The 21,265-nt window shown below is 69.8% G+C and carries 13 protein-coding genes; 4 read left to right on the forward strand and 9 right to left on the reverse strand.

All coding sequences use genetic code 11. The features are described from left to right. Positions 1 to 695: 695 nt before the first annotated feature. Positions 696 to 1,043: a hypothetical protein gene (locus OG928_RS47335; protein ID WP_331738141.1), complete on the reverse strand. Its 348-nt coding sequence runs from the start codon at positions 1,041 to 1,043 to the stop codon at positions 696 to 698. A 786-nt stretch (positions 1,044 to 1,829) separates the two neighbouring features. Between OG928_RS47335 and OG928_RS47340 the strand changes: the two genes are divergently transcribed. Continuing rightward, positions 1,830 to 2,768, forward strand: coding sequence for a hypothetical protein (locus tag OG928_RS47340; RefSeq protein ID WP_331738144.1), 939 nt, complete (start codon positions 1,830 to 1,832; stop codon positions 2,766 to 2,768). Between the two features lie 393 nt (positions 2,769 to 3,161). On the opposite strand, the gene OG928_RS47345 is transcribed toward OG928_RS47340, so the two are convergent. Continuing rightward, a complete protein-coding gene (locus OG928_RS47345) occupies positions 3,162 to 6,539 on the reverse strand; it encodes a hypothetical protein (protein ID WP_331738147.1) in 3,378 nt (1,125 codons plus the stop codon). Between the two features lie 781 nt (positions 6,540 to 7,320). On the opposite strand from OG928_RS47345, the gene OG928_RS47350 reads away from it, so the two are divergent. From OG928_RS47350 to OG928_RS47360, 3 genes are all read left to right on the forward strand, one after another. Further along, positions 7,321 to 8,781, forward strand: a complete 1,461-nt coding sequence (locus tag OG928_RS47350) for a hypothetical protein (protein ID WP_406292166.1) — start codon at positions 7,321 to 7,323, stop codon at positions 8,779 to 8,781. A gap of 634 nt (positions 8,782 to 9,415) precedes the next feature. Then, complete coding sequence (locus tag OG928_RS47355; protein WP_331738152.1) at positions 9,416 to 9,913, forward strand: hypothetical protein; 498 nt, start codon at positions 9,416 to 9,418, stop codon at positions 9,911 to 9,913. A 61-nt stretch (positions 9,914 to 9,974) separates the two neighbouring features. Continuing rightward, positions 9,975 to 12,782, forward strand: coding sequence for a Helicase associated domain protein (locus tag OG928_RS47360; RefSeq protein ID WP_331738154.1), 2,808 nt, complete (start codon positions 9,975 to 9,977; stop codon positions 12,780 to 12,782). A 189-nt stretch (positions 12,783 to 12,971) separates the two neighbouring features. On the opposite strand, the gene OG928_RS47365 is transcribed toward OG928_RS47360, so the two are convergent. From OG928_RS47365 to OG928_RS47395, 7 genes are all read right to left on the reverse strand, one after another. Next, a complete protein-coding gene (locus OG928_RS47365) occupies positions 12,972 to 15,008 on the reverse strand; it encodes a hypothetical protein (RefSeq protein WP_331738157.1) in 2,037 nt (678 codons plus the stop codon). A 47-nt stretch (positions 15,009 to 15,055) separates the two neighbouring features. Continuing rightward, positions 15,056 to 17,239: a hypothetical protein gene (locus tag OG928_RS47370; RefSeq protein ID WP_331738160.1), complete on the reverse strand. Its 2,184-nt coding sequence runs from the start codon at positions 17,237 to 17,239 to the stop codon at positions 15,056 to 15,058. Then, positions 17,236 to 17,940, reverse strand: a complete 705-nt coding sequence (locus tag OG928_RS47375) for a hypothetical protein (protein ID WP_406292169.1) — start codon at positions 17,938 to 17,940, stop codon at positions 17,236 to 17,238. The genes OG928_RS47370 and OG928_RS47375 overlap by 4 nt, the downstream gene beginning before the upstream one ends. Positions 17,941 to 18,282: 342 nt before the next feature. After that, the gene (locus OG928_RS47380; protein ID WP_331738165.1) at positions 18,283 to 19,137 is read right to left on the reverse strand and encodes a lipopolysaccharide kinase InaA family protein; all 855 of its coding nucleotides are present in this window, start codon (positions 19,135 to 19,137) and stop codon (positions 18,283 to 18,285) included. A 3-nt stretch (positions 19,138 to 19,140) separates the two neighbouring features. Further along, complete coding sequence (locus tag OG928_RS47385) at positions 19,141 to 20,121, reverse strand: hypothetical protein (RefSeq protein ID WP_331738168.1); 981 nt, start codon at positions 20,119 to 20,121, stop codon at positions 19,141 to 19,143. Continuing rightward, entirely contained in the window at positions 20,114 to 20,317 is a 204-nt protein-coding gene (locus OG928_RS47390; RefSeq protein ID WP_331738171.1) for a hypothetical protein, read from the reverse strand. The genes OG928_RS47385 and OG928_RS47390 overlap by 8 nt, the downstream gene beginning before the upstream one ends. A gap of 293 nt (positions 20,318 to 20,610) precedes the next feature. Next, a complete protein-coding gene (locus OG928_RS47395) occupies positions 20,611 to 21,228 on the reverse strand; it encodes a hypothetical protein (protein WP_406292171.1) in 618 nt (205 codons plus the stop codon). Positions 21,229 to 21,265: the final 37 nt, after the last annotated feature.

Consider the following 21,265-nt stretch of genomic DNA (forward strand, 5'->3'; position numbering starts at 1 on the left):
ACCCGCATGACGCGCGACCCTACGGGTCGCAAGAGGTGTTGGCTGGAAGTGACTCCGTCACTTCCAACCAACACGCAATCGCTACGCGATTGCCCGCCGAACCAAACATGTCGGGCCTCCGACCGATGCGCTCCGGAACTGTGCTGGCAGCATGGCGGGTTGGTGTGAGGTTCCGCATCTGCTGTGGGGCCAGCGGGCCGAGACACCGACCGGTGGAGCAAACCAACATCGCGCAATGCCAGAGGACTTGAAACCGTCATGCACCAACCATCATTGGAAACAGGCGACTTCAGACCAGCCGAAGACTTCCAATATAGGTGGGCATCGCATCACGGACAAGACCATGCATCAAAAATCACGCCGGGTACGATTCGGGGAAATCCACGGGCCCCACGAGGACCCCCGACCCGGTCCGCTCCGCGGCCCCACCACCGCGCCCAACGGGCGAACGGCACCGACCCGCAGGCGCATCGAACCAGCCCCTCGCAGGCCACCACGAGCCCGCCTCGGACATCACCAGGAAGCCCCGACAAGCAGCCTGGGCGCCCTCTGCGGCCCCCAACAACACAACCCGCCACAACCCACCAAGCGCCGGACAACGCCACACGACGCCACTCCCCGACACCGACCACCGAGCCCGAAAGTTGTAAGGAAAACCCGACAGGAAAACCGAACAGGAAGCCCGGAGAACCGAGTCAGGAACGATCCCGGATGCGATCCAGGTCCGCGTCCAGGACCGCGAGGCCCGGATGGTCCCGCAGGTCCTGCTCGCGCGCCCAGTCCTCGAGGTCGACCTTGTGCACCGCCCACACCATGTCCACGCCGGTGTCGGTGAGGATCGCCAGCAGCTCCGCGTTCTCGCGGCTCAGGCCGTGATAGCGGTTGGCCGGAGCGAAGCACGAGACAGCCTCGGCAGGGAGGCCGGAGCCGGCCGCGGCGAGTCTGTCGATCAGCCATCGCCGGAACGGCGTGTCCTGGGTGCTCCAGGCGGGGTCGTAGTCGTCGTACTCGGGATCATCGAAACCGGGACCCAAGGCAGCCATGACCCCATCCTCTCCACAACCGCAGCAGCGTACGCCAGACCCACCCGAACGAGCGGCACCCCAACCGCCCGGCGCACGGCGTACCACGAGGGCCGCGGCGACGCCGGCCGCGCACCACCGCGTCCAGGTCCTCGACCTCCCCACGGTCCGGTGAGCAGGCGCCGGTCACCCGAACACACCGCTCGCCAAAGGGAAAACTCAACGGCGTTGCCCGACCCTCCCAAACCGTGCGGCACCCCAGGTCAACCGACCCCTCGGCCAGAGGCGCGCCCAGCGCCACACGCCAAAACCCCAGGTCATAAGACACAGCACGACATTCTCAAGCGGTGCCGCACCCCAGGTCAGAACACCGCACCCCTGACCTGCCATTGAGACAACGCAACCAGCACGGCCCGACACCCACGACCGACGACACGTCCATGCGTCCACCACGACACCGACCTGCACCCCGGGGACGATTTGCCGGGACGCCACCCACCCGCAGTCCCTCACCACTTACCTCACGCGGCATTCCTCGCATGAAACCCTCCCCACCTTCCGGCCGGCGCAGGAACCGCGTGCCACCGTCCGAGCCCCCAATGCAGGCAGCCCGGGGCCACAACGACAGGCGGCAAGGTCGCCCCGTCCCGCGGACAGCGGTCACCCCCATACCCGACGGTGCAACGCGGATCCCACGGCGGCGCAGCGGCGGGCGAGGGGCCGTCGAAGGCCTCGTGTGGAGGCGACACGCGTTGTCGTGCCGAAATTGTGCGGGGGCCGCGGTTCCAGGAACCTAGGCTCCGACCCATGACCGAGGATGTCTCTCCCGAGTCCGTGTCCTTCACGGTGCCGATCACCACGAGGTTCGCCGAGTTCGTAGCGCAAGCGCTCGGCGGTTTCCGCGTTCTGGCCGCGGACGGATTCCCGGAAGAGCCGATCTTCGCTGCGGACTTCCCGTTCAAACGCGAAGTCGAGGCCCATCGCGCGCTGCCACAATCGGTGGGGGCGGCGCGGATGTCGCTGCTCAACATGTTGTCGAAGACATCGCAGTTGCTCTGGGACAACGCGCTCGATCACGTCCGAGCGTTGGAGACGGACGTTCTCATGACGCCCCCGCCCGTCTGGTCGCCTTTGACGTTGAGCCGCACGGTGATGGAGAACGTCCTCATCCACCATTACCTCCTCGATTCCTCGATCGCCGGTGGACTTCGACTGGCCAGGTTCGCGGGTTTGTGGCGGACGGACATCGGCCATATGGGGAAGATGGCCGACGCTTTGGGCCACCCTGGCGCCACGGCGAGTACGGCGAGCACAGACGCACGCGCAAACAAGCTCCTCGCCGATGCGGGGATTCGAGAGCGGTTCAATGCCAAGGGCAAGCTGATCGGCCACGAGGTCGACGGCGACAATGCACGGTTGGACATCAACATCACCGAGCAGGCCGGCAAAGCGTTGCCGACATGGATTCCCGCGCCGTATCGGCTCCTGTCAGGGGCGGCCCACGGCCGGCCCTGGATGATCGAGCGTGCGCGCATGCTCGCCCAAGGAACCGACGATCGGTTGGTCGGCGAAGCCGCGACCCTCATGACGGCCGCGATGGTCGTATTCGGCTCTCTGGAGGTGGCTGTGACCACCTGGCAAAATTATTACGGCGCCGATCTGACCACCGTGCGACGAGAGATGGAGACACGCCGAACCCAATTCCCTCGGCAAGCCGCTGCAATGGTGAACGCGGTCGAGGCGTAACGAGCCGTTCCCACAGCCCGGTCGCGGGTGAGGGCGATCCCGCGTGGCAGGACCACAGCAACCGCCGCGCGCCCCGTAACCCATTGCCGTCGTGGAATGAGGGCCGGTGTGTCGGGCACCGGGTGCAGCGTTCTCAAGCAGTCCCGGTGTGTGCCGCCAGCTCCAGGGATACCTTCGGTGTCGCGGCCGACGGCCCGCCGCAGTGGGTCGCGGAGTCGACGGCCGCGACCTCGCCCGGCTCGACCTGCCTCGGGTTCGGGCCATACAACGCGTATGCCCGAACAGGCCCGGTGAACCGTGGCCTCGGGCGCGTCGTGGGCCTCGTGCGTAGCCGCCGGTGTCGGATCTCGGCTCCGGGTACTCGTCGCGCCCGTCGACCCTGCAACAGGCCGCTCACGGGGAGTCGAGTCGTGCTCCCAGGTCTCCGGAGGCAATCAGGGCGTCACGCAGCACAGTTCGTTCGTCGGTGCTCAGGTGGTCGGTGCTGTCGCTCAGGAACCTTTTCGCGTGGCCCTGGATGGCGGCGACTTGCCACGGGGAGCGGAGATGGCCGTCCTCGAGTAGTCCGACCAGCAGGTGCAGGGCGTCGGGGCTGTCCGGGAGACCGGCGGCGCGTTCGGCGATGTCCTCGTCGTACGGGCCCGGTTCGGCGATTCTTTCGCGGGTGCGGACCGCGAGGGTGAGCCAGGTGTGGGAGTCGAGGGTTCCACGCACGGCGAACACCCCGCTGGTGGCCAGTGCGTGGTCGGGAACGTCGGCGTCCAGGACTGCGGTCCAGATCCGTGCGGCGTGGTCGGCTTGGGGACGGTCGGGGTCGTCCGGCACGAACCTGGGCAGCAGTTCGAGCAGGTGGGACACGGCGTCGGGGCCTCCGTCGTGGGCGGCGAGGGCGGTGAGGAACGTGCCCGGGGCGCCGAGAAGCGCCGGGTTCGTGACCAGGGCATGGGCCACCTGGTGGAGTGCTCCGTCCGCGCGGTGGCGGTGGGCGGGGTCGGGATCGGTTACACAGAGTTCCGCGCGGAGTTCGTCGGGGTCGAGCCGCGCGAGCAGGGCAGGGCAGGGTCCGGCGTGGCGTAGCCAGCTGCGTGCGGGAGAGGGAGTGCCGGGGGCCAGGGCCAGCAGTGCGTGTTGGTGGAGATCGACCCAGTCGGGGTCGCGAGTGTGCAGAATCGGCAGCGCGTAGCCGATGACCGCGTGCGGGCGCGGGTCGGCGGCGGCGAGCATGTCGTCGAGGATGCCCGCCAGGTCTGCGGACAGGCCGGCGTGCCGGGTGCAGGTGTCGGTGATGAGGGCGTAGGCGGCCCTGCTCGGTGGGTGGGACAGCGCCGCGCCCCAGGCGTCGTCGCCGACTTCGTGCGGGTCGGGGTGTACGTCGGTGCGGTGTCGCGCGACTTCCCGTAGCCATGCGGACATGGTCTCGCCGTCGGTGCCCAGGTCGGTGTCGACGTCTTGCGCGGCGCGCAGCAGGGCGAAGGTCGTGTTGAAGAGCCCGTCGCTGTCGTGGTCGAGGGTGTCCGGGTGGCGGGTGACTGCGGCGTGGCCGGCGAGGGTGGCTTGCACGAGGACGGTCGGGGTTAGGTGGGTGCGGTGGTCGTGGTGGCGCGCGTGCAGTTCGTTGAGGTAGGCGGCGATCAGGCCGCGGTGGCGCAAGGCGTCGGCCACCTTGCGGGGCGCGGCCGACCATGCCTGGTCGTCCGCCGTGACGAGTTCGCGCACGACGCGTTGTGCGTGTTCGGTGTGGGCCGGGGCCGTGTCGACGGAGGCCGCCAGGGTGCGTGCGGCGTGCACGGGGCCGTGGGCGTTCGCGGCGGTGACGGCGTCGGTGCGCAGTTGCTCGGGTACGGCGTCGTAGGCGACCACGGTGACGATGGTCGTGTGGCGGGGGTCGGGCGGCGGGCCGCCGGTAACCGCTCGGAGGGCGGAAAGGGCGGGACGCCACGCGGCGAGGATACGGTCCGGCAGGAGGGCTTGCAGGTCCCAGGCGTGGAGCCATTCGCGGGGTGCCCGGGCGCCGTGCTCGTGGCGTGCGAGGGCGGCGAGTTGCTCTTGTCCGGCTGCGAGTTGGTGTGTGTCGGGCGGTGGGCCGATCAGGGCGGTCAGCGCCCGGTCGAGGTCGGGTTCCCGTTCCGGGGGGCACCGGTCGACGGCGGCGTGCAGGAAGGCTGCGGTGTCCTGGTGGATCCGGCCGTAGGGCATGACGCCGGGAATGACTTCGAGCGCGGTGTCCCACCAGGTGTCGGTGTCCGCTGTGCCGTCGTCGGATCCGCCGGGTGGTGGTACGTCCGCGAGGTGGGCGGCCAAGAGCCGGTCGCGGACGTCATCGAGGGTGGTCTTGCGGCGCAGTGCGGCGGTGCGGTCGGTGAGGGACACGTGGGCGGCCGCGTCCGCGCGGGCCATCTTGAGAATCGCGTGCGCCAGGGGGCGGGCGAAGGAGTACCCGGCATCCTGGTCGACGCGCAGGTCGTCCACGAAGTGCAGAGCGGCTCGGTGCGGCCGGCGAAGCTGTGTCGGGGCGTCCGGCGACGGGGAGTCGGTGGACGGGGGTTCGCACTCGAGGTTGTGCATGCGGTCCAGGCAGCCCGGCAGGACGTTGCGGATGATCTTCGCCAACGGGCCGGGCGTGCCTGCGCCGTCGGGGTGGGCTGTGGTCCGCAGTGCGGCGATCAGCGCGCGGCCGGTGTGGTGGTCGAGGCGGTCGTCGGCGGCGGCGTCGACGAGCGGTTCGACCGTGGCGACCCACTCTCCGTTGCGTGCGTCGGCCGCAACGGCGAGCGCCCAGTCCGCCGCGGCGCGAACGATCCACTGCGACCTGGCCGTCGCAACGCCGCCTTCTCCGGCGCGAGTGGCGGCGGCGTTCGCGCGCGCCGCTTGCGCGCGGACCACGGCGCGGATCGAGTCCGCCATCTCCACGCCGCAGCGTGTCGCGATCCGGCACGCCGCTTCGCACACCTGGTCCGACTTCCAGAGCGAGTCCCAGTGCACACGCAACCAGTTGGCAACCGGCCCGGGATCGGTCCGGGCGATCCGGTCGAGAAACGGCCTGGCGTCCCAGGCGTCACCGGAAGGCAGCAACAGCGCATCGCGCAACAGCCCGAGCCAGCCGGGACTGTCCGCGAACGCGAAGAAGTACGTGATCGCGCGTGGGTCGGACCACGCATGGATCTCGTACGCATGCTCCCGAGTCGGGTTCGGTTCCGCGGCCACTGTCAGCACCCGACCGGCGCGGGCCGGCAAGGGGACGAACACCTCCCCGACCGCCAGGATCACGTCGTTGAACAGGTCGACCGCCGCCAGCTCGGACGCCGTTTCGCCGTGGACGGTACCGGATGCCCGGGAGTACAGGCTCGACCACAACCGCAGAGCCTCCGCGCCGGCGGCCGTCACCGGCAGCCCGGTCACGGACTCGGCCAGGCGCCGCGCGAGGCGGTTGCGGTACCCACCCGGTACGTCGATCTCCGCCTGCAGGGCGTCGCGTGCGTGGCGCAAGCCCGCGTCGGTCCGGGGCACCGCCGGGGCGCCGTCTCGGCGGGTGGACGCGGGCGAGCCGGCCGGGGCGACGCCACCGGCGTCGGAGTCGATTTCGTTCAGGTGCGCGTCGACCGCGTCGACCATGGCCCGGGCCGCGCCCTGGATGCCCGTGCTTGTCTTGTCGTCCGCGATTTTGAGGAGCAGCTCGATCGCAAGGCGGCACGCGGCCTCCGCGAGAACGGCGGGCAACGCGAGGTCCTGCGACTCCGCCAGCAGACGGCGGGCGTCGCGAAGGAGTTCCAACGCGCGCTCCCCTGCAACTCCCTGTCGGGTAAGTGCCATCGCCAACTCGACTGAGATCGACGCCGGTTCGTTGTCCCCGGCAGCAAGCGGGCCCGACCGCGCAGTTGCATCCGCTTGTTCCATGACCAGACTTCTACCATCACTTCCTGAAGGCCGAGCGGTCCCGAGTCTGCGCAGCGGTGCATTCACGGGTTTTTGATGGCGTCGCACGATGTCCGGGTCGGAGCCCAAGCGCAGTTGTGCGGGTCGGAACTCTCCGGGAGTGGTGTATCCCAGGACCACGACCCGGACCCGCGTCCCGGCCGGGTACCAGCCGTTCCGATCCCGAAACGCCGGCTCCGTGTACTCCGGCTCCAGCAGACCCACCTCCCCGTTGGGCATGTCCACCATCATCCCGAACGGGCGGTGCCGAACCACGACGGCCTCAACCACCGCACCCCGCGCATACGCATTCGCCATCGACTCCCCGTCCCTCCTCGAAACCCCCACCGTACGATCCGCGAACGCCGCGACGGGCCCGAGGTGTTTCTGCGCGGCAGGCGTGGTGATTCGGCTCCGTTCCGTCCCCTGCGATGCCCCGGTGGCGGGGCCGAACGGCGTGGGCGGCTTATGGGAAAAGCCTTCCCGTCCCCTGTTCACCATGGGAGACACTGGTCAACCGGAATGCAGCACGGGTTCGCCGAACCCGGGTTCGGCATCTCGAGGCCCGTCGGCAAGACGTCCCGGAGCGGCATTCGTCGACACCGTCGGCAAGACGAAAGCGATCGGAGAAAGCACCCGCATGAGTCCTCAGGACATCCCCGACAACCTGCCGATCCGCGCGCCTCAGGCGTCGGTTCAGGCTGCCCGCGCCGATCTGGAGGCGTTCGAGGACCTGATGCTCCAGGTCCTGGATGCCTGGGGGCTGCCCACGGACAACATCATCGTTCATGCGAAGCAGCGGGAGATCCTACTCAGAAACGCCCCGAGCGTCATCGAGGAGATGACCGACGAGGAGCGGGCCAAAGCGCCCTACATCGCAAAGATGATCATCGCGGGCTCGGTCGGGCTTTTCGACGCGGCACTGAACTACCTCTGGAACGAGACGGTCAACCGGCTGCGCGACCACGTTGCCGCGTTCGACGTCGACTACTTCTTCACGCTCGCCGAGACGGACCCGGCCCGCCGAAAGAACCTCAAGACGCGCGACGACCTCGCCCAGGTCGACGACTACAAGCTGCTGGAGGCCGCAAACAGGATCAAACTCATCAGCGATGTCGCCTTCAAACAGCTGACTCACATCAACTACATGCGGAACCACGCGAGCACGGCACACCCGAACATCGAGGAGCTGACCGGGCTCAAGCTGGCCGAATGGCTGGAGACCTGCATCAAGGAGGTCTTCCAGCTCAAGCCCCGCAACGTCGTCGCCGAGATCGGCAAGCTGCTCAGCAACATCAAGGAAAAGCGACTGTCGAAGGAGGAGCTCAACAAATCGGCGGCGTTCTTCGACGGACTCCCGCAGGAGCACGCCGACAACCTCGCGGCAGGCCTGTTCGGCATCTACACCCCCGACAGCGCGGCGCCGGAGGTCCAGGACAACGTCCGTTCCCTCTGGCCGGCCCTGTGGCCGTTGGTCAGCGAGGACGCCCGCAACGACCTGGGCATCAAGCTCGCCCGTTTCACCGCCAACGCTGACACCGATCGCGCGGCACGCGCACGGGAACTCCTGGAACTGGTCGGCGGCTCCGCATACTTGCCCGAACCCGAGCGCGTCGCCGAGATCCAGCAGGCGCTCGACGACCTCAAGCGGGCGCACGAGGCCCACATGAACAACTTCTACGAGGAGCCTCCCGCTGCCCAACGCCTCAAGGACGTCGTCGGTCGTCACGGCGACATCCCCGAGCAGGTCACCCGCAACTACGTTCTCCAACTGGTCGACGTCTTCCTGACCAACGGCTACGGCATCGCCTGGAACGCGGAGCCGACCTACACCGAACTCATCAGTCGATTCGACGGATCCCAGGCAGCGATCGCGCTCCGCTCCTTCGGATATCGCGAGATCCATCTCAAACTCCAGGACGAGCTGCCGCGCAGGAAGTGGACGGAGTTGCTCGACATGATCGACCCGAAACTCACGGGTCGCGGAGACCGGACCTTCCTCACCGCAGTCCGGGACTTCGGCGGTACCCCGGACAAGTTGGTCCAGGACACCAGGATCAAAGCTCAACTGGACAACTGGCTCGACCGGAACGAGCCCTGACCAACCCTTCCGCAACCCGGCGCGGGTCTCCCGCACACCCGCCCCGTCGTCTCCACCGGACGGTAGCGAATCGGCCGCCGACGCGACGAGGCCGCGCCGGGCACGGAGGGACGCTGGCCGAGCCGGCATCGAGGGTCGGCATGGTGAAGTCACGGCGGGTGTCGTCGGCCTCTCCACGATCATAATCGCCCACCCTCCTCGCTCGTCCCGACGCATCGTCGCGCAGACAACAAAGAGCCGAGGTACGCGATTCACCACACACACTCCCGCCCGATCGCGGTGAGAATGCGTCGTGTCGGTACCCCTGTCGATGTCGACTCGCAGCTTCGCCGAGCCCGCCCGGTCGGCGCGTCTTCGACATGCGGGTCTCGTGGTCGAGTTCCAGGCCCCATCGCCCCGGCGCGCCGGGGGCTCGCGAGGATCGACGACCATGGACGGCCGCGCGTATGGCCGGACGCGCTCCGGAAACACTCGATTTCATCCGAGTGGAGTACCCGGCCAGCTCGTGAGCTTTCGGCGCTATCACGCAGCCGGCAGATGCGAGGTGACCACCCACGAGGTCGAACCCCGCACCCCCGATCGCATTATCAAGGGATTCTTGTCAAGGAAACCTTGAGGAGACTATCGTGTCGGAATGACTACACGAGGTGAGAGGTCGCCCGCTTCCGCGCCGGATTCCGTCGGCGGCGACCACCCCGTCGGGCGGATCATCACGCGGCATCGCCAGGCCATCGAACGCGATGTGGAGCGGGCGCTCGACATGAACGCCGAGCCGTACCTGGCGATCACCCACGTCGTCGGCCGGTCCATCGTCCTGTCCCCGGGCGACGACCCGAGCCGCCTGGCCACCGAGGACGTCGCCGACGCCCTGGCCGCAGTGCCCGCCGCGCGCAACCGGTGGGAGCACTGCGAGGCCGAACTCCTGCGCGCCGCACGCACCCCCACCGCCGACGGCAAGCCGCGCATGACCTGGCGCGAGATCGGCGAACGCCTCGGCATCACCGAACAAGGCGCCCAGGACCTCTACCGCCGCCGCATCGGCAAAAGCTCTCCCTCCGAACTCCGGAGCCCGTGGCCCGTGGGCCCCGGGGACCTCTCCACCGAACCGAATCACCAGGGCACGCGGGCCTGAGGTCACCCACCCGCCCCCACGCCCCGACACGGACACCCGGCTCACCCCCGCGGAGACCTTGATGCCCAACCCCACTGCACGCCGCCCCGCCCGCAACACCGCTCCGACGCTGCGCCCCCACCAACGCGACGCCCTGGCCGCCGTCGTCCGTGAACTGGAGAACCCGGACCCCACAGCGGTGGGCAGCGCCCGGTACGGCGGACGCCGCGCCACCGCCGTCATGGCGTGCGGTACCGGCAAGACCTGGGTCGCCGCCGCAACAGCCGCCACCCTCGCCGCGCACGACCGCGTCTTGGTCCTGGTACCCACCCTCGACCTCCTCGTCCAGACCGTCCGAGCCTGGCAGCGGGCCGGGCGGGTGGGCGGGACGCAGGTGGCGGTGTGTTCCCTCGGCGGCGACGCGGCATTGGGCGGTGCCGGGGTGCGGGCGACCACCAGCGCCCCGCAACTGGCCCTGTGGGCCGGGGCCGACGGGGCGTTGACGGTGTACGCCACCTACCAGTCGCTGGGCACGATCCTGGACGCCCACGCGGGCGTGTACGGGCTGCGCCTTGCGCCCTGGCGGCTCGTGTGTGTCGACGAGGGACACCGCACCAGCGGATCGCTCGCGAAAGACTGGGGGGCCGTCCACGACGACCGACGCCTCCCGACCCAAGGGCGCCTGTACCTGACCGCAACCCCACGCGTGTGGGAACCACCCGCCAACAGCACCTACAGCGAAGGCACCGGCGAGGGCGAAGCCGAGCGACCCCCGATCCTCGCCGACGACGCGGCATGGGACGACCCGGATGCGGCGGGCCCGGGTGGGCTCGACAACCTCGCCGAGGACGACGCCGGCCGGGACGACGAGGGCGGCGCCGGGCCGCCTCGGGTGCGCGGTGGACGCCCGGTCCACTCGCCGCTGCCGCTCCACGCCGTCGCATCCATGGAGAACGAGGAAATCTTCGGCCCCACCGTCCACCGGCTGGAACTCGCAGCCGGCGTGCGTCTGGGCCTGCTCGCCAGGCCGCGCATCGTGGTGGTCGACGTCGCCGACCCCACCGTCCAGAACCTGGCCACGGCCGGCGGCATCGACCTCAACCGCGGCCCGGGCCGACGCACCCTGGAAGAGGTCGAGGAGTACCGGGCCGCACGCCTGGCCGCCCTACAGACCGCCGTACTGCGGGGCGCCGCCGACCAAGGGTTGAACACGGTCATCGCCTACCACGCGCGGACGGCCGAGGCCCAGGTGTGCGCGGAGACGCTGCCCGACGTCGCCAAGCGGCTCCACGAGACGGACCCGCAGCGGTATCCGGCGGCCGTGTGGGCGGATTGGCTGTGCGGGGAGCACGAGACCGAGCATCGGCGGCGTGTGTTGGGCGACTTCGCCACGCACGCCGACCGCGAACCCGCCGGACTCTTCGAAGTTCCCGCCCGGAGTGGGATGGTGACGCGGCGGGCGGTGCTCTCGAACGTGCGCGTCCTCGCCGAAGGCGTCGACCTGCGCGCCGACGCGGTCGCCTTCATGGACCCCAAACTGAGCGTGATCGAAATCGTCCAGGCCATCGGCCGCGTCCTGCGCCAGGAACCCCACGAAGGCCGCACCGCCACGATCATCGTGCCCGTGTTCCTCGCCGCCGGGGAACAACCCGACGACATGCTCGTCTCCGACTCCTACCACTTCCTCGTCCGCGTCCTGCACGCCCTCGCCGCGCACGACAGCCGAGTCCTGGACATGCTCGCCACCCCCGCACCCAGCGGCAGCCACATCCGGCTCACGGCCCCAACCGACACCGACGCCGAGGGCGACGCGGCCCCGGAGACGCAGGGCGACGAGAGCGAGCCGGCCGAGCAGGACTCCGAAGGCGAGGGCGCGGGCGAGGAACCCGAGGACGACGAGGAACGGTTCCTCGTGCGGTTCATGACCGAGCGCGATCCCGCCCTCCTCGCCGACTTCGTCAAACTCAGGGTCATCGACCCCGAACGTCGGGACTGGCGCCGCGGCTACCGCGCCGCCCGGCGCTGGCACGCCGCGCACGGTGATCTGAGGGTTCCGTTGGAGGCGATCGACTACGACGCCGAAACCGGGACCAGCCATCCCGTGGGGGCGTGGATCAGCGAGCAGCGCAGGGCGTGGTCGACGGGGACGATCAGTGCGCGCCGGATCGAACTGCTCGAGGCGCTGGGGATGGTGTGGAGCCCCGACGACGCCGCGTTCGAGGACGGACTCGCCATGTGCCGCGCGTACCACGCCGTCCACGGACACCTCGCCGCACCCAAGACCGCCGCCGTCAACAACTACCCCGTCGGACAATTCCTCGCCAACTGCCGCCGACCACTCGAATCCCGCAAGAACCCCACACGCTGGGCGCAGCGGTGGGCGCGGCTCGCGGCAGTCGACCCCGACTGGAACCCCACCGGACGCAGCGACCCCGCCCGGCGGTGGCCCCTGGACTGGCAACGCATACTCACGACGGTACGACTGCACATCGAAAGCGGCGGAAGCCTCGACGAACTGGTGCCCGGACACACCATCGAGGGCGAGGACGTCGGAGCATGGCTCCAGCGGCAACGGCGCAGCGGAGCGGGGTTGTCGGGGGCGCAGCGGGAGGCACTGGCGGGGGTGGGCGTGCGCGTGGCCGTCGAGGAGCGGCCGGTGGTGCTGCGGGCCGTGGACCGGTGGACGCTCACCCTCGCTGCGGCGACTGCGTTCCGCGAGCGGGAGGGGCATCTGACCGTGCCTCGTAAGCACGTCGAGACTGTCAAGGTCGACGATGAGGCGCATGCGGTGAAGCTGGGTGTCGCGCTGGCCAACGCCCGACAACGGCAGGCTTCTTGGGCGGCCGAACGAGTCCAGGCCCTGACTGGGCTTGGGATGCGCTGGGGATAGCGCCGACAACCAAAATCGGGCGTCGGCCTCGGACACAACCCTTCGGATTGAATTCCCAGCGCCTTCGCGCAGCTCTCTCAATCCGTGCAACGCCACAGGCCAACCACACCCACCCCGACTGGGACGACAGAGCTGGCAGAAGTCCTTCGATGTCACTTCCATGATTGGAGTACGACGCAGTCCCGAAGTTCAAGGCATCCGCAGCGTGTGAGGGGTTGGGCGACCGATCGGGAGGACTCCTACAACGACGAGTCGTGGGGTTTCCGTCGGGGTGCGGGCGTGGTGCGTGATCCAGATGCGGTCGTGGACGTCCGAGTAGCCGGAGTGGTGGTTGCTGTGGTCACCGACGATGAGCATCCCGAACGGCGGGCCGGTCGCCGTGTAGTTGGTGGCTTGCGCCAAGTAGACCTGTTCGACGGTCTCTCGGGCGGATCGGCTCTCACGGCGTTTGACCTCGACCACGAAGCGATTTCCGGGTTGGGGCGTGTAGGTGATGTCAGTACGCCCGCCGGCGATGTCCATGATCTCTCTCTGGACGGTTCCCGGGATCAGGGTGCCGCATAGGTGCTGGTGCAGATCGTCCTGCAGATGCTTTTCGGGCCACGGGCGCACTCGTCCCTCGTCGTCGGGGCGGGGTGGTCCGAGGTAGGCCGTGCGTTCGCCGTAGAGGTCTGCTTGGGCGTCGAAGCGGTCGTACATGAATCGCAGGAACTGTTCGAGCAGTGTGGTGAATTGGTGTGATTCCGGGTGGCGCCACGCGGGGCTGGCACGGAGCGTGTCGAGGAGTTCCTCGAGGTGCCCGTCGAACCGGTGGTTGCCGGTGGGGATGTAGCCCAGGCGTGCGTGTCGTAGGTGGTCCTCGACGCTGTCGAGGAACGTCACGTCGAGGTCACCGGGAAGGGTGCGCAGGAGTTGGGCCAGTTCGGGTCGCCCCTCGAGGGCTTTTCCCGGCACCGCGGCTCCCGTCGCGGTCTCGTGTGATGCTCTTTCTTGGACGGCGTGGAGCAGGGCGATGGCGTCCGGGTGCTCGGTGAAGCGCTCGTCGTGCAGCAGGGCTAGTTGCAGTTGGTGGCGAAGGCCTTCGTTGCGGAGGAAGGGGGCTTCGATGCTGGGGGCGACGAGTGCGCTGATTCCACCGGTGGGTGAATCGGTGGGCGCGTGGATGGAGCGGCTCGCAAGGTAGACGGCGAGCAGGTCGTTCAGGGCTGCGGCGGGCTCGTACCAACTGGGCTCGGTCAGGCGGGCGGCGGCGACGCGTAGGGCGGTGACGAGTCGGGCCCAGGCTCCTTGGGCGAGGCCGCGGGCGCTGAGCCAGTCCAGTTCGTGGAGACCGAAGGTCCATGCGGTGAGGTCGTCGAGGGTGGCTTCCAGGACGTCGGTGGCGTCCTCGAGGCGTGTGCGGGTCTGGCTGGATCCGGGATCGTGTTCGAGGGCGGAGAACGCCAGGATGGCGTCGATGGCGGCGGCGTAGGCGCGGGCGTCGAGTCGGTTCTCGTTGTCGTGGTCCAGCCGGGTGAGTCGGAGCAGGGCCCGGCCGAGGTGGAGTTCGGTGTCGGCGCGGTCGCCGGCTTGGAGGGCGTTGCGGAGGTCGGCCAGGGCGAGTTCGAAGCCGGCGTCGGCGCGTGTGGCGTGGGGCAGGTCGCCCCGGTTCTCGATGGTGGTGAGGACGTCGAGGAGGGCGGGCTCGTCGAAGTGGTCGTGGGCCACGCCGATGAGGATGGGGAGTCGCTCGAGGGCATCCGCCGGTTCGCCGCCGGTGATTTCGGTGAGGAGCGCCAGGAGCCGGTGAGGCCTTGCCTGGCCGGAGATCGCGAGACGAAGCATTCCCGAGATGGCGGGTTGGGCGTATGCGGCGTGGTCGTTGTCGGGTTCGAGTGCGGTCTCGGCGTGGGTGGTGAGTCGGCGGGCCGGTTGGTCCCCGAGGCGGGCGAGCAGGGCCGGTCGTTCACATAGGGCGTCGATGGTGTCGGCGAGTACCCAGGCGGCGTGTGGGCGGGTGATGCCCTGCACGATCGCGGCGAGAAGGGGGGCGGTTGCGGTGTCTTCGAGGGCGTGGGCCGCGACGTGGACGAGGTAGGGGAGCTGGGGGCCGGCGGCGAGGGTGGGTGCCTCGGTGAGGACGGCGTCCCGGCCGCCGAGGTCGTCGAGGGTGGGGCCGGCGGCGAGTTGGTCATCCGTGGCTCGGGTGGCCCAGTCCTGGAGCGCTCGGTCGACGGTTTGTGCCATGGTCCCCTCCTCTGACGGGTTGACCCCAGATTAGAACGGGTGCTCGATCAGAACAGGTGCTCGTCGGTGCTGGTGATGATGTGGTCCTGCGGGAGGATTCCTTCGACCAGGTCGGGCTGAGCCGTGGTCAGGATCACTTGGAGGTCCGGGAGTTCTTCGGTGATCCTGTGCAGTTCGGCGATGAGCGCGCGGGCGGGCACGGCCGTGACCTCCTCGGCGGCGACCGAGTCGATCAGGAGCAGCCCGGGGTGGGAGGCCACGCCTCGGCTCGCGCCGACGCGGAGCATGGCGACGACGGTGGCGATGCGCATGCGCAGTCGGTCGCCGCGGGAGAGGCTCTTGAAGGGAGTCTTGACGCCCGCCTTGACGGCGTTGACCTTGCCGCTGCGATCGAGTTTGACGCTGTCGAGGTTTTGGACACCGAAGGCGGTCGCGAGCTCGACGATCCGAGTGTTCATGCTCGGGAAGAGATGTGTGGCGGAGGTGGTGACCGCTTCTCGGACACGGGTCTCCACGGCGCCCAGGATCCGGGTGGCGAGGGGCGCCGGGGCCGTCCGGGTTTGATCCGAGGGTTCGGTGGCGGAGAGACGGCCTTCGAGGCCTGCGGCGATGAGTTCAAGTTCGCGGAGCCGAAGGTGTCGTTGCGAGGTGTTCAGGGCCTCGTCGACGTCTGCGGTGATCCGGTCGTGGGCGGACTCGCTGCGGGTGACGTCCTCCTCGGCAGCCCGGTGGCGGGTCGTCGTCTGCTGCTCGGTCGCCAGCGTTTGGGTGACGTCGTCGGCGAGTTGTCTCAGGACGGCTTCGGCGAGATCGGCGTCGACTTCGGGCAGTACGCGCGCGCAGACGGCGCACGCGGCCGTTTCCTTTTCCGCTGCTCGCCGTTCGGGGGTCACCGGTCCCTCGCATCGGGGACAGCAGGTGGGGTTCAGACGTCCCAGCACGCGCCGGGACTGCCAGGTCTCCCGGGCGTCGAGCAGGGCCTGCTGCGCGACCAGTCTCCGCGCGGCGACCTCTGCGAGGGCCTGGTCGACTTCCGCGAACGCCCGGCGGCGATCGCGTAGTTCCGCGGCTGCGCTGTCCGCCTGCCTCAGCAGGTGGGTGACGTCGCGGGGTTGGGCGTCGCGTAGTGCCGTCATCTCCTCCCGCACGCGTGAAAGGTCCTGTTCCCATTGGGTGCGGACTCCCGCGCGGGCGGCGGCGTCGGCGTCGGCGCGGCGCACCGACTGGGTCGTCACCTTCTGGTCGGCCTTGAGTGCGGTGTTCAGTTGGGTCAGGACGGTGCTGTAGGGGATGTCGACGAACAGTTCGAGCAGTCGTGCGGACAGGCCTACCGCGTTCACGTCGCCCAGGAGGATCTCGTCGCCTCCCGGGTTCAGGTAGCAGGCTCCGAAGTAGGAGGTCCAGCCGTGTACCTGGGGGGCGCCCTCGCCGTCCGCTCCTCCGGTGCCCTGCCAGAGTTTGGTGTGTTCCATGCGCAGCGCGTCCAGGAGGAACGCGCCGATGACGCGCTCGACCTCGGCGGCGCCGCTCGCGCCGTCCAGCAGCCGTAGGCCACTCTCGTCCTCGGCTTCGAGAAGAGCCGTCGCGGTGCCGGCGGACAGGATGCTGCCGTCCACATGCGGGGCGCGGTAGGTGACGGGCTCCTGCGGTACGGACTGCACGGGGTCGGTTGCCGTCGAAACGGAGACGTCGACGCGTTCGGTCGCCCAGATCGTGTCCTGGGCGAAGGCGAGCGCTCGTGGCACCGGTGGCGCGGCGGGCGCTGCCGGTGCGGAGTTCTCGCCCTTGGCCGGCGCCGGGGTGAAGTCCAGGACGATGCGGATGGGTCGCCCGGCCACGAGCACGTCCAGGCGCAGACGTCGGAGCCAGGAACGCACATCGCGGGGTAGATCGCGGTGGGCACCGCGCAGCGGGGTGACCAGGAACTCCAGCAGGCTCGTCTTGCCGGCGCTGTTGGAGGGGTGCGCGATCGCCCACAGGCCCGGACCGAAGGCCTGGTCCACCGCGAAGTCCTCGCCCGTGTGCTTGACACCAGAGGCGCGTAGGCGCAGCACGCTCAGTCTGCGATCGGCCGGAGCCGGGCTCCTGAGGGTGATGTTGGCCTCGGCCAGGGTGCGTTCGACCTGGTCGACGGTGAGGGAGAAGTCCTCGGCGACGCTCGCGAGGATGTCCGAGGCAGTCGGCACCGAGGGCGAGTTGCCGATGGGCACCAGATCGGAGCGGGGGGTCACGAGGCCTCCGGATCGACGAGTGGGGAAGAGTTCGCGTTCGAGTCGAGCGCGGCACGAAGGACACGCAGGCGCTCGCGGGCCCGGTCGGTGATCGAGGGGATGTAGCGGCCCATGGGGGTGTCGGCGTAGTCCCGTACCAGATACTGGCGATGCTTGAGCTGTGTCCCGCCCGAGCCGTCGACGAGCTTGACGACCATGCGGGTGCGGTCCACGTACCAGGCGAGTGCCGGCGCGTCCTCGACCAGGCTCCGGGCGACCTTGCGTCCTTGTTCCAGCAGGAAGTAGCGGTGTTCGACGACGCGGTCGCGCCCCAGGACCTGCGTCTTGCTGAGGAGCCCGCGTTCGACCAGCGGAGCCAAGGCGTCGTCGAGTTCCTCGAACGCACCGAATTTGTGGCGGAGCATCGGGAAACGCCGGAGATCCGGCTCCTGGGAGTCGAGGATCTCCCCGGCCCAGTTCAGCAGCGCGGTCACGGCCGGGTCCTTCTCGAACTCCGTCATCAACTCGTTCGCCAGGTAGTCGGGGTTGCGCACCCAGAAGTCGAGCTTCTGCAGACGAAGCTGCCCACGCACCACGCCCACCGTCGACGAAGGCGCGCCCACCTCGTCCGACGGACGATCCTGCGCGGCCGCGTCGATCAGCAACAACAGCCGCACCGAATCCTGCCACCGACTTGCCCGACGCACCGTCAGATCTCGCACGATCCCACCCACCCCCAGTGACCAGCGGGTCACATCCAAGCAGGAATCCGATCAACATGCCGAACAGCGGCGGGATTGATTCATCAAGCGGATTCGCACACGCACCACCACGGCGGGCACCACCCGAGGGCGGAGCCATCGGATCCTTTGAGAGCGAACGATGTAGGCGTCCGGGGGGCGGTGGTCGTCGCGGCAGGGAGCCGGTTCACGCAACTCGCCCTGATCTGGACCGGCGAGGCGTAGGTGGTCCCCCTTCGATGGCCACTGACGCCCATCCGCTGCCACGACACCGCCCATGCACACTCGTCGCGGTCGACCGGGCCCTGCACGACGCCGACGGTCTCACGCCCGCGTCGCCCCGAACGCGGCGAGCGCGCCGGCGGTCGCGCGCTCGGCGGGTTCGAGGTTCATCGCCTCCTCGATGACGGCTTCGAGGTCGGGGTCCGCCCAGGGCCTCGCGTCGGCCAGCGGGATGCGGCGCCGTCCGGTGGCGATGTCCTCCAGGACGTCGGCCGCGCTCGCGTGGGGGCCGGCGAAGCGGTCCGTGGCGGGCGTGACGCCGGTCCAGGCCCAGCGGATCGCCGCGGCGAGGCTGTAGGTCTCGGCGGCAGCGGTGAGTTCGACGTGGACCGCGGGGTCGGTGTCGAGGAGTCGTCGGGCGATCTCGGGGGCGGTGCCCTGGTCGCCGCCGCCCCGGTACGGGCCCGGGAGCGGCAGGAGTTCGCGGTGGTGGGCGCGGTCGCAGTCGATGAACTCGACGGCGCCCTCGTCGGGGGTGACGAGGATGTTGTCGGGGTGGATGTCGCCGTGGCGCCACCCGGCGGCGTGCCAGGTGCCGAGGGTGGTGAACGCGTCGCGGGCGATCTCGCGCAGCCGCCGCGCGTACGTCGGGTCCGCGCCTTGGGCGCGGGCCGGGGCGCACCACGCCCACAGGGTGATGCCGGGCCGCCAGGAGACGGCCGTCCACACGCCGTCGCCCAGGTGTCCGTGGGTGGCGGTCAGGTGGGTCAGGCCGGCTTCGCGCAGGAGGGTGAGGGCGTGGATCTCGTGGTGCAGGGCGGTGACGGCGGCCGGTGTGGTGGCCGTTTTGATCCTGTGGTGGTCGGTGCGCCAGGCGGTGGTGTGGTGGGGGGTCAGCGGGCGCGGGGTGTCCGCGGCGCCCAGGTGTTCGAGGGCGGCGGCGAGCAACGGGTCCATACGTCACATCCTCGCCCGGGCGAGCCCGGCGCTGGCGGAGGAACCGCTCGAAGGGCCGTGGAGGAGCAGGTCGGCGATGCGTTCGGCGACGGGCAGGCCGGTGTGGGCCTGGACGAAGCCGAACTCGCCGTTGGGGTTGGTCTCGATGTACCACCACCCCTGCGGGGTGACGACGAAATCGAGGGCCGCGTAGGCCAGTCCCAGGGCGCGCACGTGCGCGACACAGGCCCGTGCGATGTCGTCCGGGACCGTCAGCGGGGCGTAGCGACAGGTCCCGGGGGGTGCGGTGCGCCAGTCGAGTTCGCCGTCGGTGGTGATCGCCGCGCCGAACGCGGTGTCGTCCACGACGGTGACGCGGGCGTCGAGGAGGCGGTCGGCGACGAGGGCCTGAAGGTAGTGGACGGTTCCGGCGACGCGGTCCAGGTCGTCGGCGAGTCGCAGGCGGGTGGTGGGGACGAAGGCGGTGTGTCGTTTGGTCTGTGTCTTGACGACGACGCGGTCGTCGTGGGCGCGGAGGAACGCGCGGGCCGCGGCGGGGTCGCTGGTGAGCAGGGTGTCGGGGACGGACAGGCCGGCGGCGGCCGCGGCCGCGAGTTGCGCCGGTTTCAGGGCGGCTCGCGCCGTCGTCGTCGGGTCGTTGCACCACACCTTGAGGGGGTGGGTCCGAAGGAGTCCGAGGAGCGCGGTGGTGTTCTCGTCCGCGCGCCACCTCTGGTCCGCGTCGTCGTGGGCGTCGGGGCGGGTGGGCTTGCGCCAGTACACCGAGCAGTGCTCGCCGAGCACGGCGGTCCGGCCGCCGTGTCGCAGGACGCTTTGCCAGTGGCCGGTGCGGAATTCGCCGGTGATGTCGATGTCGTCGCGCAGTCGGCCGGGGTCCAGGCGCAGGACGGTGGCGTGGCCGTCGAGGAGGCGGGTCACCACCAGGTCGGCGGTGAGGTCGGTCTCGGCGGCCACGACCACCACGGACGGGGGCGGATCAGTCATCCGTGTGCAGGCCGCTCTGGTCCTGGGTCTGCGTGTAGTCGGCGACGAGCGCAGGGTCGGCGGCGTGGACGAGCGGGACGCCGTCGGCGGTGACGTTGACACAGGTGGCGGGGTCGTAGTGGTGCTCGGGCAGCGGACGCGGTCCCGCCGTGGTGGGGGTGGTGAACGTGCGGTCGAGGATCAACGGTCGACTCATGTTCTCTCCCTGTCCGTTCCGGTGTGCGGCACGGCCGCGGACGATGCGGGCCGGCCGGGCCGTACTCCGAGTGAACCCCTCGATGCCCCGCGTGAACAGGCCCTGGGCGGAACTCGACGAACGGCGCCCCGGGCGGTGGATGCCCGCCGGTTCATCTCCGGGACGGGCGGGCCGGTCGAGGTCCAATCCCACTTCTCGCTGGGTTGAACCGGGTCGGGGGTGCCCCGGGCGGCCCCGAAGGCGCGGGGCTGCTGTTCCGTCGGGGGATGTCGGCACGTTCGGCGGGGCGGTCGTCAGATGTCGGCCTTGGCGCGCATCCTGCGGACGAGTTCGGCGTCGCGGCGCAGAGCGGCCGGGAACGTGGTGTCGGTCCGGGCGCCGTGCAGGCTCCAACCGCCGGTGTCGATCCGGTCGGCGACGTGCTCGAGGATGTGGGTCGTCTCGTCGAGGACGCCCAGCGGGATCTCCACGCGGTCCTGATCGGGGTCGGTCCCGATGACGACGCCGAGTTCGTAGGCGAGGTCGGCGGCGTGCTGCACGGTGCGGGAATCGCCGTTGGCGCAGGCGTACTTGACGGTTTGGGTCAGGGCCATCAGCGGGCGTGAGCAGAGCCAGCGGGGCACGGAGAGCTTGCGTTCGTCGGTGCGGAGGGGGCGGACGCTGTGGACATCCTCCGCTCCCTCGGCCGCGGGGTCGCCCGCTTCGGCGATCCGGTCGGCGATCACGGAGGGCTTGATGTGGCGCAGGGCCGCGCGGGGCTGGACGTCGAGGTGTGCGGCCACCGTCGTGACCGCGTGGGCGAGTACGTCGTGCACCGCCGCGGGCACGACGTCCAGGCGACGGGTCAGCAGCTCCGCCTCGGTCCGTGCCGCCAGCGTCTTGAACGCCTGGGTCTCCTTGATGTCTGCCACGGCGGACAGCGTAGGGACCGGCGCCCCGGACGGGACG

Origin of the sequence: Embleya sp. NBC_00896 (genome assembly GCF_045207785.1) — a bacterium.
Classification (GTDB): Bacteria; Actinomycetota; Actinomycetes; order Streptomycetales; family Streptomycetaceae; genus Embleya.